A 15,976-nucleotide genomic window follows, 5' to 3' on the forward strand; every position below is an offset into this window, starting at 1 on the left:
AAGGGATCAGATATCAATGATCGCCTTTATCACTCCGTTACGGGGATCCAGCCAGGTGGGGAAGGCGGTTTTTACGTCGCCGAATTTCACCCGGTGTGTAATGTATTTATCCGGATGCACCTGTCCTTCTTTGATACAGCGGATCACCTGTTCAAAATCTTCGCGGGTAGCGTTGCGGCTGCTCATCAGGGTGGTTTCCCTTTTATGAAATTCCGGATGGGAAAACTGGAGCAGGTCTTTCTGCAACCCGATGAGTACATACCGGCCGCCATGTGCCAGGTAATAAATGCCATTGTTAATGGCTTTCTGGTTACCGGTGGCGTCTATTACCACTACCGGCATATCGCCGCCGGTAATGTTACGCAGTTGCGTGGCTACGTCTGTAGCGGCATTAATGGTAAAAGGAATGCCCAGCGCTTGCTGGGCAAACTGCAGCCGTTTATCCTGGATATCGGTGGCAATTACCTGTGCGCCGGCAATGCGGGCAAATTCCATGGCGGCCAGGCCGATGGGACCCGCACCTATTACCAGTACGAACTCACCGGGTTGGACGGCTGCGCGGCGGATGCCATGTGCGCTTACCGACAGCGGTTCCACCAGTGCCAGCTGTTCGGCAGTGAGACCATTGCCATGCACCAGCAGGCGTTCCGGCACCGACAGGTACTCTGCCATGCCGCCGTCTTTATGCACCCCTAATACCGCGATATTTTCGCAGCAATTGGGTTTGCCGTTGCGGCAGGCAATACAAACGCCGCAGTTTTCATATGGAATAACCGTTACCAGCTCCCCTATGTGGAAGCCGGTAGATGTTATGCCGTCCAGGTCTACAATTTCACCAGCCAGCTCATGCCCGAGGATGCGGGGATAATTAAAATAAGGCTGGGTACCTTCAAAAGCGTGCAGATCGGTGCCGCAGATCCCTATTTTGCGGATGCGGATAATAGCATGCCCAGCCTGCACCGGGGGCATTGCCTGCAAACCATATTCAAAATTGCCGGGAGTAGTACAAATGAGTGTTTTCACCATAATTAATTTAGAAAAAAAAATCCGTACCCGGATGTTTTATTTTCAGCTGTGGATAACAGCATGATATTCAAAGAAACAGGATTAAAGAAGATATTTCTTATAGTATATTATCCTGTCTGTTATACATATTGATTATTCCCGGTGAAAAACCCTTCAACGGCAAGCTATATGTCATTTGGACACTTAATATTATACACTTGCATTTTTACATAATTTGGGTATTTTTACTATCATGCGCGAAGATATCCCCGAATTGCAAAACAAAATATACACCGGTGATACACAGGCATTTAAAGAATTGTACGATGACTTTTGCGCGCCATTACTCCAATTAGCCCTGGCTATTGTTCATTCCAGGGAAATGGCGGAAGAAATAGTTGCAGATGTGTTTATTGCCGTATGGAAAAAAAGGAAAAGCCTTCACCAGGTGAGCAACCTGAAGTGGTATCTCTATGCAGCCACCCGTAACATTGCGCTTAACTATCTCCGTAAATATGCCCATAAAAAAACGCTGCATCTTGATGAAGCCTATCTACTGGAATATGAAATAAATCCCGAAGCGCAACTGATCAGCAATGAAATGATGCGGCATATTAATACGGCCATCAGCGAGCTTCCCCCACAGTGCCGCCTTATCTTTAAACTAGTGAAAGAAGATGAGCTCAAATACAGGGAAGTAGCCATGCTGCTTAACATCTCCATAAAAACGGTAGAAAACCAGGTAGGCATCGCGCTGAAAAAACTCACTAAAATAAAGTCCTTCCTCACTACGCCGCTTCCGGGAGACCAGTAATCTTTCTCAAAAAAAAAATTCCCGCCCTCTTGGGGGTATTATCTTCTTCCGGTTGTCTTATACCCCGAAGTGCCCTTCGTCAACCATTTTCAATAGTACTATGAGCAACGACCGTATATGGATATTACTCGGTAAACAGTTCAGCGGCGATATTTCACGCGAAGAACTGTCTGAACTGGAAACATTGCTGAAAGATGATCCGGAGGCTGCCGCTTCGCAGGAACTTGCTGCCACCATCTGGCAGTCGCCTATGCAGGAAGTGACTGATATGCAGCACAGTAAAGAACGTATATGGGAAACCGTGAACCCGGAACTCCAACGCAACAATATACGCAAACTGGTAGCGATGGCGGCGGCAGCAGCGGTGCTGGCGGCAGCCTGGACGCTGTGGCATTTTACGCGCACCACGGCTCCTGCAGTGCAACAACTCAGCTCCGCTCCCGGTGGGAAATCGAAGGTAATACTTCCCGATGGCTCCATCGTATGGCTTAACAGCAACACGCAACTCTGTTATGAAAAAAACAGCTTTGGCCAGCAACAGCGGGAGATTACGCTTACCGGTGAAGCATTTTTCGATATTGCCAAAAGCGAAGGCGTTCCTTTTATTATTCATGCGGGGAAAGTAAACATCCGCGTACTCGGCACGGCGTTTAACGTGAAAGCCTATACGGGCGACAGCGCCGTGTCCACTACGCTGGTTCGTGGAAAAATTGCGGTATCGTTTGGAGGAAAAACCGTGGTGATGCAACCCGAAGAAAAACTAATGGTTCCGGCCACCCGGCTGGCGCCTGTCTTGCAGCAAAAACACCTGGAAAAAGACAGCAGCGGACAGCTCCGCGAAATATCCTGGCTGAATAATAAGCTGGTATTTGACAACGAAACCTTTGGCGAACTGGCGGTGAAAATGCACCAGTGGTACGGGGTTACTTTACACTTTGAATCTGCCCAACTGCAACAACTCCGGTTTTCCGGCATCATCGATACAGAATCAATAGACGAGACGTTGAAAATGCTGCAGCTATCGCGGCCCTTTAATTTCCGGATCAACGGGAAGGACGTCCGCATCAGTAATTGATACCGTATTTATCATCTTCAAAAATAAATGCTATGACATAAAAACATTACAAACCCGTTCTTTTAACTTTCGTTCACCCTCTTACATTCCATGTTATGAAGATAATGTTCCTATGGACTTTTATTAAAAGTCTGCATGGCAGGCTGCCTGGTATACTTATCCTGGCCTTGCTGCTAACCGGTACCACGCCGGTATACGCCACCTCCGCCACCCAGGAAAAGATCAGTATCTCCCTGGATAAAGTCAGCATTAAAACAGTGCTGAAAGCTATTCAACAAAAAAGCCGCTACCGGCTGATCTACAACGACGATATTTTACCGGAGAAACCGCCGGTATCCATTCACGCAGAAAATGCTACCGTAGAGCAACTGCTCACTGAAACCCTTTCCGGTACTACCCTTCGTTACACTGTACTAAACGACAACGCTATTGTAATTGCATCCGGAAACATCATCGCCGCCAAATTAAGCGGCATTGTAAAAAATGAACACGGCGATCCGCTGATTGGTGTTTCCGTAAAAGTAAAAGGCACCAATATCGGTACCATGACCAATGAACACGGTCGCTTTGAACTGCAGGCCGCTGCTGGCGTTACGCTGGTATTCAGCTACGTAGGGTATGAACAAACCGAAGTGGTAAGCACCGCTGATCCGATCAACATCATCCTGAAAGAAAGCGCCAGCGGATTAAATGAAGTAGTGGTGGTAGGTTACGGCACGCAGAAGAAAACTTCCTCCACCGCCTCCGTGGCAGCAGTACAGGGTAAGGAGCTGGCAAAATCGCCGGTGACCAATATCTCCAATTCGCTGGCAGGAAATGTTTCCGGTATCAGCATGCGACCCAATGGCGGTCAGCCCGGCAGGGATAATCCTGATATTCACATCAGGGGTATTGCCACCACCGGTAACAATTCACCACTGATAGTAGTGGATGGTATCATCCGCAACAATATCAACGAAATTGCGCCGAGCTCCATCGCCTCCGTGACGGTATTGAAAGATGCCGCCGCAGTAGCGCCTTACGGATTGGGTGGCGCTAATGGCGTAATTCTCATCACCACCAAACGCGGACAAACAGGTATGCCGTCGTTATCGCTCAACGCGTATTACGGTTGGCAAACGCCCACTTATTATCCTAAGATGCTGAATGCACAGGACTATATGCGCCTGCGTAATGAAGCCTATATGAATGAAAATCCGGGTGGCGCACAGCAACCTTTCTCCGAAGAACTCATCAACACGTATGCAGACCTGAACGCCAAAGATCCCGACAAATATCCCATCAGCAATACCAAAGACCTGGTGCGCATGCGCGCGCCGATTCAAAACTACAACCTGCAACTCAGTGGCGGCACCAAAGTGGTGCGGTACTATGCAGGTATTGGTTTCCTTAAACAGGATGGTATGTTTGACCCGATCAACTACAAGCGTTACGACTATAACGTAAACATGGAAGTGAGCGCCACGTCCACCACCACCGTATCGCTGTCGCTCATTGGCGCCATTGAAAACACCAACAGCGTGGATGCGGCCACTACGCCGGGGCAACTGTTCCGTAGTGCATACAAACTGATTCCCATCACCAACATGTATTACAGTAATGGCCTGTGGGGCGAGTTTGCAGGCAATACGCCGGTAGGTATCCTGAAAGCAGGTTATTCCCATCGTAATGCCACTTCGCTGCTGACTACCCTCGCGGTGGAACAGCAACTGCCTTTCATTAAGGGGCTTAGTATTAAAGGTACTTTCAGCTATGATCCTAACGACTTCACCGTGAAAGGATGGCATACGCCGTTTTACTTTTACTCACAGAACACCTCCACTAACCCCTACTCCTATACGAAACAGATATCCACTTCGGAAGGTAGTGCTGCACCCTACACCTGGCTGAACCAGGAGTATTCAAAGAACCAGTTCTATACCTACCAGGGATTCCTGAACTATCATAACAGCTTTGGCAAACACGACTTCACAGGACTGCTGGTAGCCGAAGCCCGTAAGAATGATTCTACCGGCTTTTCTGCGCGGCGGAATAATTTTGCGGTAAACATCGACGAGCTGGGAATGGGCAGCTCCAACAAAAATGATTTTGATAACAATGGCTCTACTATTACCGGTAGTCAACTTGGTTTTGTATACCGCGTAGGTTACATCTACGATCAAAAATATCTTTTTGAAGCAGCCGGCCGGTACGATGGTCACTATTATTTTGCGCCTGGTAAACGATGGGGTTATTTCCCTGCTTTCTCCGCAGGATGGATTATCTCCGAAGAAAAATTTATGAAGGATCGTCCCTCTGTGCTGAACTATCTTAAACTCAGGGGCTCCTGGGGAAAATCGGGTAACCTGGCCGGATCTGCGTTCCAGTACCTGAACGGTTATAATTTATACGGTAACGCCTATGCTTATGGCAACGGCAATATGGTACAGGGTTCCAACATCAGCAGGGAAGCCAATCCCAATATCACCTGGGAAATATCTACTAAAACAGATATCGGTATAGATGCTACTTTATGGAAAGGTTTACTCACACTGGAAGTAGATTATTTTCATGAAAGAAGAACGGGTATGCTGCTGCCGCCGGCTGTAACGGTGCCGGTAGAATACGGCCTGGGCCTCTCCGACGAAAACCAGGGTATTATGGAAAACCGTGGTATCGATATTTCCGCGGGTACCAGCCACCGTTTCAACAATGGCCTGCAAGTAAACCTGAACGGCAATTTCAGTTATGCGAAGAATAAAATGATCCAGGTGTTTGAAACTGCTGCCACACATGATAATCCCAATCGCAGCAGAACAGGCCGGCCCACCGGCACGCAGTTCGGCTATCATGCGCTGGGATTGTTTTCCCAGGGAGATGATAAAAACAGCGATGGTATCATCAACAGTGATGATGGATACAACGTTACCCAGTTTGGCGTGCTGCATCCCGGCGATATCCGCTATGCAGATATAGGCGGCCCTGGTGGTAAACCCGATGGTAAAATAGATTCCTATGATGAAACAGTGATCGGCAACCCCGTGTATCCTTTCATCACCTACGGTTTCACGCCCAGCGCCTCCTGGAAAGGATTTGACCTCAGCCTGTTTTTCCAGGGATCTGCGCTGGCCAGCCTGAACATCCGTGGTTTCCAGACGGTGCCGTTTAACAACAACAACAGTAATTCAGCTTATGAATACTACAACGACCACTGGACACCAGCCACGCCCAATGCCAAGTATCCGCGTGCGAACCAGTCGCCCTACGCTAATAATACACAGAACTCCGATTTCTGGATGATGAAAACGGGTTATCTCCGCTTAAAAACTGCCGTGCTGGGATACACCCTTCCTCCAAATATTTCAAAAGCTATGAAGATGCAGAGTGTCCGTTGCTATTTCTCCGGTCAGAACCTGCTCACCTTCAGCAAAATGAAATTCATGGATCCGGAAGTAGGCTACACCGACCTGGAAACAGCGTATCCTAACCAGAAGGTATTTGTGTTTGGACTCAATGTCACCTTTTAGATTCATCCTGTTAAATAAAAATATTATGATCCGCTTCATACATCTGTTGCCCGCCGCTATACTGCTGCTCAGTATCCTGTCGTGCAAAAAAGAATTCCTGGAAAATACCGACAAGTCGAAGCTCACCGATGAAACCCAATGGAGTACAGAAGGGAATGCCGATCTTTTCCTGAACGATATTTACAGCGCATTACCGAACTACTGGAACCAGCCGGAAAACCTGGATAATTTCACCGACGACAACGACGCCGGTTTTTATTACACTTCCTATAACTGGAAACAGGGCATTGTGGAACCTTCCTCCAACGACTATACTATTTGGGGAGGCATCACCGGTTCCGGCGATATCACCAACTGGACAACCATCTTCACCAATATCCGCAAATGCAACACCTTCATTACAGAGGTGCGTAATAACGCTGCTAACTTCTCGCCCGAGTGGCTGAACAAACGGCTCGATGAAGCCCGGTTTATCCGCGCTTTTTTTTACAGCGAATTGTGGATGCACATCGGCGGACTGCCTATTATCACCGTGCCCGCCGACAGGCGCACCATGGATAGCGCCGCTATTTACACGCCCAGGAGTACTTTTGCAGAAACAACGGACTTCATCACCACTCAACTGGATTCCATTGCCAAAGATGGTTACCTGCCGGCTAAATATAACAAGGGCGATGCGGACGCCGGTCGTGCTACGCTGGGCGCCGCGCTGGCCTTAAAAGGATGGGTGGAATTATATGCCGCCAGTCCTGCTTTCAACGCCGCTCAACCCGCCGCAGGCAACGACCCGCACAAAGTAGCAGGTTACAATAACTTTGATGCGCAGCGCTGGGGCAAGGCCGCCGCTACTTTCAAACAGTTCATCGACCTTTATGGCAATGGCAAATCATACGAACTGTTTCCCGATCCTTCCGCCATTTGGTACGAAGCCAATGAATACCATTCAGAAGTAGTGTGGGACCGCCAGGTAGTGGCCAACACCATGGGATCTTCCTTTGAACAATATGGCGGTCCGGTGTGGATCAATGGCGCTTACTATACCTGGGGCAACTACAACCCTACCCAGGAACTGGTAGACCAGTTCAATATGGCCAATGGCAAACCCATTACCGATCCCACTTCCGGCTATGATCCGCAACATCCTTACATAGGTCGCGAGAAGCGTTTTTACGACTGGATCGTTTATGACGGCGCGCCCTATAAAATGAACTGGATGGATAAAGGCGACACCATATACACCCGCATTGATAAAGTACGTCCTTCCAAAAACCAGATTGATTTTGGTACTGATGACGTAAGTAACACCGGTTATTATTTTAAAAAGCGGCTCAACCCACTGGTGCGGCCCGGCGGTGGCGCAGTAAGCGGCGCCAACTTTATTTATTACCGCTATGCCGAAGTACTACTGGGATATGCCGAAGCGCAAAATGAATCCGCAGGACCTGATGCCACCGTATACAATGCCATTAACCAGATCCGCAAAAGAGCTGGTTTGCCCAACCTGGCGCCGGGATTATCACAGGCAGACATGCGGGCTGCTATTTATCATGAAAGACGGGTGGAACTCTGTTTTGAAAACAAACGCTTTTATGACATCATCCGCTGGAAAACCGTGAGCACGGTGATGAATGTGGATAAACATGCCATGAAGATTACGAATACAGTACCCAATAACAACTCAGGCGTATGGAAATACGAAATTGTGCCGTTGAACCACCCGCACGTGTTTACCTCCAAAATGTACCTGAACCCGGTACCGCAGGATGTGATAGACCGTAACCCGAAGATTGTGCAGAACCCAGGATATTAAGAGATATCTATTAAAAAAAAGTTGCAGGCAAGTCCTGCAACTTTTTCATTTTATATGGCTGGTGTGTAAGAATGAGGTGATTAGGAGGTATTTGTAACTTATATTTTTGCAATCGTCTTATGCACATTTTTCTTCTCTTTTTTCCTTAATTCTTTACTTGTACTGATATTATACGCCTTGCCTTTCTCCGCCAGCAAAAACCAGCTGAGTGCGGGTATTGTATTGTTTGAGTGCAGCTCCAGCCTGATAAACAACTCATCATTAGGAAATTCTTTATTATGAATAATACGGCTTAAACGGGTTTCATCGATACTGATCTCCGCGGCGAATTCCTTTTGCTTCTTTTGCACGGCCCGGATATAGGCAGAAAGGAAATAGCCGAAGTGCAATGAGCCCTGGTATTCCAGTGATTCAATTACGCTTTCCATCTGGTACTTAACTTGCAATAAGTCTGCTTTGAGGTGATCGGCTGGGGTCATTTTATTCCACTGCTGCATACGAAACGCTGCCATTTCTCTATCTGCAGCAGTTTTTTCTTCTTTGGAAAGGCCGTGAGGATAAATGTTATCCACAGATAGTTCTTCACTTATTTTCTTATTCTTCTTCATAATTAATCGTTTTCCGAATAATCTGTAATGAGAGTAATAGAAATTTCACCGTCTACATAGAGCTGTGCTCCCATTGGAGAAAAAAAACATTTCCTCATATAATGAGATATTAATACCGTCTTAGGTATCAAAGAAACAAAACCATTAAACCCTTCTTTAAATGACAGTTTACATGCAAAAGCAATCAAACAACCTGCCAGCCTATCATACACCTTTAAATCACCTCTATTCTCCCGTGACAATTCCAACAATCTTATTTCACATCTACGCTCTGAAGAATTAATTTGAACAGACATCAGTCCAAGAATATAATCATCATTGATAAATGTGATTTTATAGGTTTCAAATTCTACTTCCCTTTCCCAATCAAAATCAAATCTCTTCTTTGTGGCGCCTGTTAACTCCACTTTTCGTAGTAAAGTTATACGCCTCTTTATTTGCCCGATGCAGTATGTAGAACTCTCATAAAGTTATGTAACTTTATTCTATTTGTCAATTAATTGATAAAAATCATCAATTAAAAGAATAAATGACCCGACTTAAAAGCAACCGTATTGCGGCTGAAGCATCATTAATTATTACAAAATGGGAAGCAATATGCGTAGTTAATTAACTGATAAGAGGAAATTCCCCGGGGTTATACAAAGTATAAAACAGCTGAATATTTAGTTTAATTAAATATACACAGATATCGCAAATCAGTACTATGCAATTAATTAAATTCAAAACAAAAAAGCCATCAATAACGACAGCTTTTGGGGTTAATCTTCGGAACAGTCCCTCCTCACTCCACCATCCTCCTCACCCCTTCCGTCATCCACACCTTCATCCCGCCCTGCGCATCCACATACACCAGGTACGCATCCAGATCTTTCCGTTGCTCCAGGAACTGTTTCGTTGCCTCTACTCCCATTACCATAAAAGCGGTATCATATCCGTCTGCTGTAATAGCATCTTCAGAAAACACCGTAACGCTCAACAGCGAATCGGGTGTGGAGTAACCGGTTTTGGGGTGAATGATATGTCCGGATACAGTACCGTTTTGCTCATAGTGATCGCGGTAATTACCTGCCGTGGTAGCAGACCTGTTATGCAGCCGTATGGTAGCGAGTTCCTGATCAGGATGCAATGGGTTATCGATGCCAACCGTCCACGACTTGCCGTTTTTAAGCCCTTTACAGCGCACTTCTCCGCCTATTTCTACCATATAATCGCTGATGCCATTGCGGTCCAGTAATGCGGCTAAAACATCCACACTATAGCCTTGCGCAATGCCGTCGAAATCGAGGCTTACACCTTCCTTTAATTTGCGCACGCCGGTTTCATCAAAATGGATATTGGAAAAGCCTACATATTGCAACAGGGAATCGGCCTTTTCCCACCAGGGGGTATGTGTTCTTTTTCCCTGCCGGTAAGCGGCGGTGAGCGGCATGACAGTAGGGTCGAAAGCGCCGCCGGTGGCGGCGTATATCTCGGCGGATTTTTTTAACACCGGGTAAAAATAAGGCAGCTGGAATTCAAGGGAGGTAGCGCGGTTGAATAAAGAAATCTCGGAGTCCTTCCGGTAAACAGACAGGCACTGGTCGATGTCTGCCAGGATTTGTGTTATCTGCGGCGTGAAATCCCGCTGCTGCGCATCCGCATATTGAATATGCCAGGTAGTGCCTTGCGCGCTGCCTTCCAGGTGTATCAAGGAAGGAGCAACGGCGGTATGCAACAGCAGCAGGATATAAACGGCGTACATGTTTAATTTTTAAGCAGGTCCATCAATTCGCTAAGGTGATCGGTGTATACACTCCGCGGGCTACCGTGATATTTGTTGGCCACATAGGCGGCAAAGCCCACTACTTCTCCCATCATACCACAGGTACGCATTACACGGGTACTGCCAAAGGCCACGTGTGTGGTGCTGATATTCCGTCCTGCCATAAACAGGTTGCTGATATTTTTAGAATACAAACAACGGTACGGAATAGTATACGGGGCCACCCTGATATGTTTGGTGCCGGCAAAAAACTCCTGTCCTTCAAAATATTTTTTGTTGACAGGATCCGGGAAGTGCAGGTCGATGGTCCAGGTGGCGGTGACAGCGCCATCCGGGTACATTTTGCCTTCCTGGATATCCATTTGGGTGAGCACATGATCGCCGATGATCCTCCGGGATTCGCGTTTACCGCCGATATAGGCTACCCAGGCCAGTTGTTGTTTGCCATATTTTTCTGGTTTGCTGTTTTTAAGATAGGACCAGTTACCATAAATCGCCCGCAGGTTATGATCGCGGATTTGTTCGGCTTCCGTGATGGTATTGAAATTACCAAAACCGGTTTCCCATTCCCAGTCGGCTTTAGACGCATCAATATGATACTCATCTGAAAACTGCAAGGCCCAGGGTGTGGCAGGGAAAGCAGTAACGCTGTCGGTTGGCAGGGAAGCCCACAAATTGGAAGTACCCAGTGTAAAACTATCTGGCTTCTCTGCGGCGAGGGATTCGCCTGTTTCTTCCTTGCTTTCCCTGCCCATCCTGAAGGCGGCGCCGGCAAGATAACCTATCGTGCCATCGCCGGTACAATCAGAGAAGTAAGTGCCGGTAAAACGTGTTTCCTGGTTGCTGGCAATATCACGACCGGTAACTGCTACAATATGATCTTTCTCTTTTTCTACTTTGAATACATAGGTATTGAGGAACAGGGTAAGATTTTTTTCCGCTTTAACGATGGCTATTTTACGGGCATCGCCATATTCTTTTGCATCGGGGTTACCGTTACCGGGATCGCCGTTATCCATTTCCCTGACAATGCGACCTAACTTGGGATAATAATTTTTGTCGATATCGCCCATCAGGTGCACCCGTATTTCCGAGCTGTTGTTACCGCCGAGTACGGGTCTGTCTTGTATCAACGCTACCTTCAAACCCATGCGGGAAGCGGATATAGCGGCACAGGTGCCGGCAATGCCGCCCCCTACTACCACGAGATCAAACGGGCCGGCTTCTTTTGGCGCTGCCGTTAAATGCAAAAGGTTACGGCGCAATGCGCTCAGTGCGGCCGCGTCATCCGGCGGGGTAAATTTCCCGGTGGTAAACATCAGGGCATCACAACGGCCATTAAAACCGGTGAGGTCGCGCAAGGCTATTTTTGTGGCGCCGGCAGGCACGGTGATCTCGCCTCCATCGTACCATTTCCATTTGTCGTTGCCACTTTCTCCAAACACCGTTTTCACCGGTGCATCATTCACCACCACCTGGAATTTTCCTGGCCCCTTCGGGAAGGGCGCCCAGTCTTTTGTGCGCACCCATAAATGATAAGTACCTTTCTCCGGGAAATTAACGGTAGTCACCGCATCTTTTACCGGGCGGCCCATGCCATGCGCCATCAGGTAGGAGGAGCCCATTACGGGAAACGACTGCTGGTCGATTACCCAGCCGCCTTTTTCTGTAAAGGATTCTGTTTCCACAAATACCCGCTGTTGCGCCTGCAGCCAGGGTGTACCTATACACAACAATAGGATGGTGAGCCAGCTATTTTTCAGTTGGATGAAGCGTTTGTTCATATTCATGCATCTTAATTTTTACGGAATGATTCACCGCCTGCTGTTGTAGCAGCAACGCATGGATAGCGGCTGCCCGTGTGGCATCGGTGCTTTCTAACTGGTTTGCCAGCAGCTGTATCGCCGCATCCGGCAAATGGGGCGTGGCCTGTAATGCGGCCAGTATTAAATGGAACTGTTCCTCATTGGCACTGCTGCCCGCATTGGCGAGTTGCTTTGCCATTGCATCGCTCAGCGGCACGGTAGCCAGTTTGCGCAGCATGGTTAACTGTAACGGATACACGCTTTTAGTGTAAGTATCCCATAACCACGACTGTGCCTTGGCGCCGGTAATAAAACCGGGATGTACCTGTTGTAAAGTATACCTGGCAATAAAAATATTTTTGCCATTAATCAAGGTACGGATATCATTTTCAAAACCCGGCATTATCTTCCCGTTTTTATCCATCACCTTTTCAAGTGCTTTATATTGATAAGCGTGATTGGAGGAAGACAGAAAACGGTGCAGCAGTGCGGGATTGATATAGGTATCTGTAATACGGGCGATTTCATCTGTCACGGTACCGTGTGCGATATGCCAGAGCGTATAACAGGTATACACGGCGCCGGAAATCACTTCATTTTTAATGGTTTTCAGCGTGGCGCCGGTACGGGCATCCACCGAATCGCTGAGACTTTCCGTTCCCGGTACAATGAGGTCGGTGATGGCCAGATCAGCCAGCAACGAATTGGGCCGGGCTAATATGTCCTGCAGCTTTTCATAATCGTCGCGTTTAAATTCTTTGTGATCCAGCTTTGTTAATACTTCCTTTCCGGGCAGATCATAACGGATATAATTGCCCAGCAGGTCCCAGTAAAGGTTGATGTATACCGGTTTACATTCTCCCGTATAACAAACCGGCGTAAAAATATGCCGGTAATAGTACAGTGGCCTGTTATCCCGGTCCAGCGCCAGCTGCAGCTCATAAGCCGCAGTGTCACTGATACGGTATGTTTTATACGAGGCAGCCACCGGTAACAACGAGCGGTTACCCAGCACGTCTTTCACCGCGCCGGTATCAACGGGATTTTTTCCGTTGGCTACCTGGCAACACCACATCAGTAAACAGACCACTGTATATTTCATGCCGCTCGTTATTTATATTCCAGCCATGCAGTAGCGTGGCAGTTTTTGTTGCTGGTAAAACGGATCCATCGTGCTTCGAAGCCATCGGGGAACTGCCAGTTCAGCGTTTCTCCCGGGGCAACGGTAACGGTTTTATACTTCATCCAGGCGCCGTTGCCCACCGGGTCGATGTCCAGGGTAAATTCAACCGGCGCGGCAGCATCATGCGATAACTGCAGCTGCCGCTGTGAATAAAAACCAATCAGGTAAGGATCTGAAGGTTTGCCTGCTTCCACCGCCGCATCTTTCCACGGACCGCCGCGGCCCACAGGCCGGCCCAGCTGCCAGAGATCATCGATAGCGCCTGCCCATACCATCGCTTTTTTATCTTCCGATACAATGATATGTTCGCCGGCTTTGGTACCGGGAGCAATGCCTGTCATTACCAGCATACCGCGGTAAGCGGCGTAGTCGTTGATCCGGAAAGGATGCGATGCTACCGGTCGTATTTTCGCATAGCCGTCGGCGTTTTCCGCAGGCAATTCATAGAAGGTGCCCATACAATTAAACAGGTCCCTTTCTGTTGACACCTCGCGGCAAATGCGCAGGGCGGCTTTGCCGGTAAGTCCGGCGAAGGCTTCATTGCCCAGCGGCAACCGCCATCTGCGGCCTTTATCGTCTACAATCAATACAGCGCCGGCTTCCACCGTTACCGCCTGTTGCGGGATGGCGAATTTCTGTTGGATGAAGTCCGCCGTTTTAGGATCGTCTTTTTTTACAAGGTCCATATTGGCATCCAGTTCGTAATAGCCTTCCACTGTAGCGTCACCATTTTTATACGACTGTGCCAGTATGCCAAGTGCGCGGCGATCGTTACCCAAACCATATAATAACCCGCCGTTGGAAACGGCGTCGGTTACATTGCTTAGTCCGTTGAAAATAGCCGCCGGGGCTGTTTTGCGGGCATCATTGGCAGCATAAAAGAAATGCGCGGTGGCTACTACCGGTTGTGCGGCAGTGATGCGGATCCATTCTCCCGGCATATTTTCCGGGAAAATAACATCGCCGGTTTGCCCGGGCGCTACGGTTACTTTTTGCGCAATGCTCCAGTTGCCGTCACCTTTATCTGTTTCCAGCGTGAACTCTACGGCACGTTTGCCGTTGTGGGTGATGCGTGCGCTGCGGTGAGGCCAGCCGGCAAAGAGGAAAGGCTCGGAAGGCTGTGAGGGCGTTACGGCTTCATTCAGCCATACGGCGCCTTCAGCGGTGTTGGGTCCCAGCGCATCGGGTTGTTGCAGGGAGGTAAACCAGAGATTGGAATTTGATTGTCCGGGTCCTTCAATACTTCCTTTGGCGGTACGCTTGTTGAGAAATTCTTTTTGTGCGGCGTCGTCGCAACCAAACACCAGCTGATCCTGCCAGCGGGTGAAGTCGCCGATCACTTTCAGGTAGGCGCTACGGGGACGGATACCCGCAGTATGCCCGGTAGAAAACTGTCCGGGGAAATGCCAGAACAGGCCGTGCATGGTCATGAGGTAATCCGGTTTATTGTTGGCGCCGACATCGCGGATACGCGGCCATTCGGTGTTCCAGCCATGTGCGCCGTCGTAGCTGTGACTGGCCTTTGGCAACCGGAAAAAGCTCCATTTGCCCTGGTCGCGCAATCCGAGTAACACCGATTTATGATCCCAGCCTGTAGCCCATATGGGGTCGGTGGCCGGATTTTTATTTCCGGAGATGCCGCCCGGGCCGGTGATTTCCGTGAACTGGTTCCGGCGCACCACTTTCCAGTCTTTCCCGTTCCATTCCGATAACGACCCGGCTTCAATATCAAACTGGGTCAATGCTTTGGGTCCGGGTTCCCCGTTGTTGGAATAGATCATTACGCCCTGCCCGGAATACAGGCCTTTACCATGCGCTCCCGGCAACAAGGCGGAAGGTGAGTTGGCGGTAGTGTCTGCGCCTTTTTTGTTTTTTACATTTCCATCTTCATATAATAAAGTAGGTTGAAGGGTTTTTACATCTACTTCATAAAAACCTTCTTCCATGGTGCCATAATAAATTTTCCCGGCAGGATCTGTAAGATGCCTGGCGTTACCGGTATGCCGCCCGGGCATTGCCGTGTAAGGGATGACGCGCACCTGGCCGTTTTCTCCAATCGCATATGGCCCTATGAACAACTGGTGGCTTTCGGGGTGGATCATACGGTTGGCTGGTGTGCCGCCAATGCTTTCGCTGCGTACCACCTGTTTCAGGTCGGGGGTTATTTCATACAGTTTATCAGATGAGCCAAAAGGCAGGTGCGGGCCGTAAGTAATTACCCACAACTTTCCCGCCCACGGCACTACTGCACCGGTGCCGCATTCTCCTTCCTTGTTATACATCGCCAGGTGCGGGTAAATACCGCTGAACGATCGCGGCGCCGCGGCTTTTTCACTTTTACACGCAGCTCCCAATATACCGATGGCCATTACTGCTGCTGCCAATCTATTTCTTTGTGTCATGTG

Annotated in this window: 11 protein-coding genes; 4 read left to right on the forward strand and 7 right to left on the reverse strand. The window is 48.6% G+C overall.

Annotated elements, in window-relative coordinates:
- Positions 1–6 precede the first annotated feature (6 nt).
- A complete protein-coding gene (locus tag AB6805_RS03720; RefSeq protein WP_370908108.1) occupies positions 7–1,026 on the reverse strand; it encodes a zinc-binding alcohol dehydrogenase family protein in 1,020 nt (339 codons plus the stop codon).
- Between the two features lie 232 nt (positions 1,027–1,258).
- Here AB6805_RS03720 and AB6805_RS03725 point away from each other — a divergent pair, with 232 nt between their 5' ends.
- The 4 genes from AB6805_RS03725 to AB6805_RS03740 all read left to right on the forward strand — a co-directional run bounded on the left by AB6805_RS03725 (position 1,259) and on the right by AB6805_RS03740 (position 8,210).
- Positions 1,259–1,819, forward strand: coding sequence for an RNA polymerase sigma-70 factor (locus AB6805_RS03725; protein WP_370908109.1), 561 nt, complete (start codon positions 1,259–1,261; stop codon positions 1,817–1,819).
- 100 nt (positions 1,820–1,919) lie between these two features.
- Positions 1,920–2,894: a FecR family protein gene (locus AB6805_RS03730; RefSeq protein WP_370908110.1), complete on the forward strand. Its 975-nt coding sequence runs from the start codon at positions 1,920–1,922 to the stop codon at positions 2,892–2,894.
- Positions 2,895–2,989: 95 nt separating this feature from the next.
- Positions 2,990–6,400 carry a SusC/RagA family TonB-linked outer membrane protein gene (locus AB6805_RS03735; protein WP_370908111.1) on the forward strand — a complete coding sequence of 1,137 codons (3,411 nt, stop codon included), beginning with the start codon at positions 2,990–2,992 and terminating at the stop codon, positions 6,398–6,400.
- A gap of 25 nt (positions 6,401–6,425) precedes the next feature.
- Positions 6,426–8,210 (forward strand): RagB/SusD family nutrient uptake outer membrane protein, encoded by a 1,785-nt coding sequence (locus tag AB6805_RS03740; RefSeq protein WP_370908112.1) that lies wholly within the window; start codon positions 6,426–6,428, stop codon positions 8,208–8,210.
- 98 nt (positions 8,211–8,308) lie between these two features.
- On the opposite strand, the gene AB6805_RS03745 is transcribed toward AB6805_RS03740, so the two are convergent.
- The 6 genes from AB6805_RS03745 to AB6805_RS03770 form a co-directional block, all read right to left on the reverse strand.
- On the reverse strand, positions 8,309–8,818 hold the full coding sequence (locus tag AB6805_RS03745; protein ID WP_370908113.1) for a hypothetical protein: 510 nt from the start codon (positions 8,816–8,818) through the stop codon (positions 8,309–8,311).
- Positions 8,819–8,820: 2 nt separating this feature from the next.
- Positions 8,821–9,225: a hypothetical protein gene (locus tag AB6805_RS03750; RefSeq protein WP_370908114.1), complete on the reverse strand. Its 405-nt coding sequence runs from the start codon at positions 9,223–9,225 to the stop codon at positions 8,821–8,823.
- Between the two features lie 377 nt (positions 9,226–9,602).
- Positions 9,603–10,562, reverse strand: a complete 960-nt coding sequence (locus AB6805_RS03755) for an FAD:protein FMN transferase (RefSeq protein ID WP_370908115.1) — start codon at positions 10,560–10,562, stop codon at positions 9,603–9,605.
- Positions 10,563–10,564: 2 nt separating this feature from the next.
- The gene (locus tag AB6805_RS03760; RefSeq protein WP_370908116.1) at positions 10,565–12,373 is read right to left on the reverse strand and encodes an FAD-dependent oxidoreductase; all 1,809 of its coding nucleotides are present in this window, start codon (positions 12,371–12,373) and stop codon (positions 10,565–10,567) included.
- Positions 12,336–13,490 (reverse strand): hypothetical protein, encoded by a 1,155-nt coding sequence (locus AB6805_RS03765; RefSeq protein WP_370908117.1) that lies wholly within the window; start codon positions 13,488–13,490, stop codon positions 12,336–12,338. Before AB6805_RS03765 ends, AB6805_RS03760 begins: the two co-directional genes overlap by 38 nt.
- 8 nt (positions 13,491–13,498) lie before the next feature.
- A complete protein-coding gene (locus AB6805_RS03770) occupies positions 13,499–15,973 on the reverse strand; it encodes a hypothetical protein (protein ID WP_370908118.1) in 2,475 nt (824 codons plus the stop codon).
- Positions 15,974–15,976 lie beyond the last annotated feature (3 nt).

The sequence above is a fragment of the Chitinophaga sp. RCC_12 genome (genome assembly GCF_041360695.1).
Taxonomy (GTDB): Bacteria; Bacteroidota; Bacteroidia; order Chitinophagales; family Chitinophagaceae; genus Chitinophaga.

Coding starts and splice junctions, on each gene's coding strand:
- AB6805_RS03735 (WP_370908111.1), top strand. CDS start 2,990: ATGAAGATAATGTTCCTATGGACTTTTATTAAAAGTCTGCATGGCAGG.
- AB6805_RS03725 (WP_370908109.1), top strand. CDS start 1,259: ATGCGCGAAGATATCCCCGAATTGCAAAACAAAATATACACCGGTGAT.
- AB6805_RS03740 (WP_370908112.1), top strand. CDS start 6,426: ATGATCCGCTTCATACATCTGTTGCCCGCCGCTATACTGCTGCTCAGT.
- AB6805_RS03720 (WP_370908108.1), bottom strand. CDS start 1,026: ATGGTGAAAACACTCATTTGTACTACTCCCGGCAATTTTGAATATGGT.
- AB6805_RS03730 (WP_370908110.1), top strand. CDS start 1,920: ATGAGCAACGACCGTATATGGATATTACTCGGTAAACAGTTCAGCGGC.
- AB6805_RS03770 (WP_370908118.1), bottom strand. CDS start 15,973: ATGACACAAAGAAATAGATTGGCAGCAGCAGTAATGGCCATCGGTATA.
- AB6805_RS03765 (WP_370908117.1), bottom strand. CDS start 13,490: ATGAAATATACAGTGGTCTGTTTACTGATGTGGTGTTGCCAGGTAGCC.
- AB6805_RS03745 (WP_370908113.1), bottom strand. CDS start 8,818: ATGAAGAAGAATAAGAAAATAAGTGAAGAACTATCTGTGGATAACATT.
- AB6805_RS03760 (WP_370908116.1), bottom strand. CDS start 12,373: ATGAATATGAACAAACGCTTCATCCAACTGAAAAATAGCTGGCTCACC.
- AB6805_RS03755 (WP_370908115.1), bottom strand. CDS start 10,562: ATGTACGCCGTTTATATCCTGCTGCTGTTGCATACCGCCGTTGCTCCT.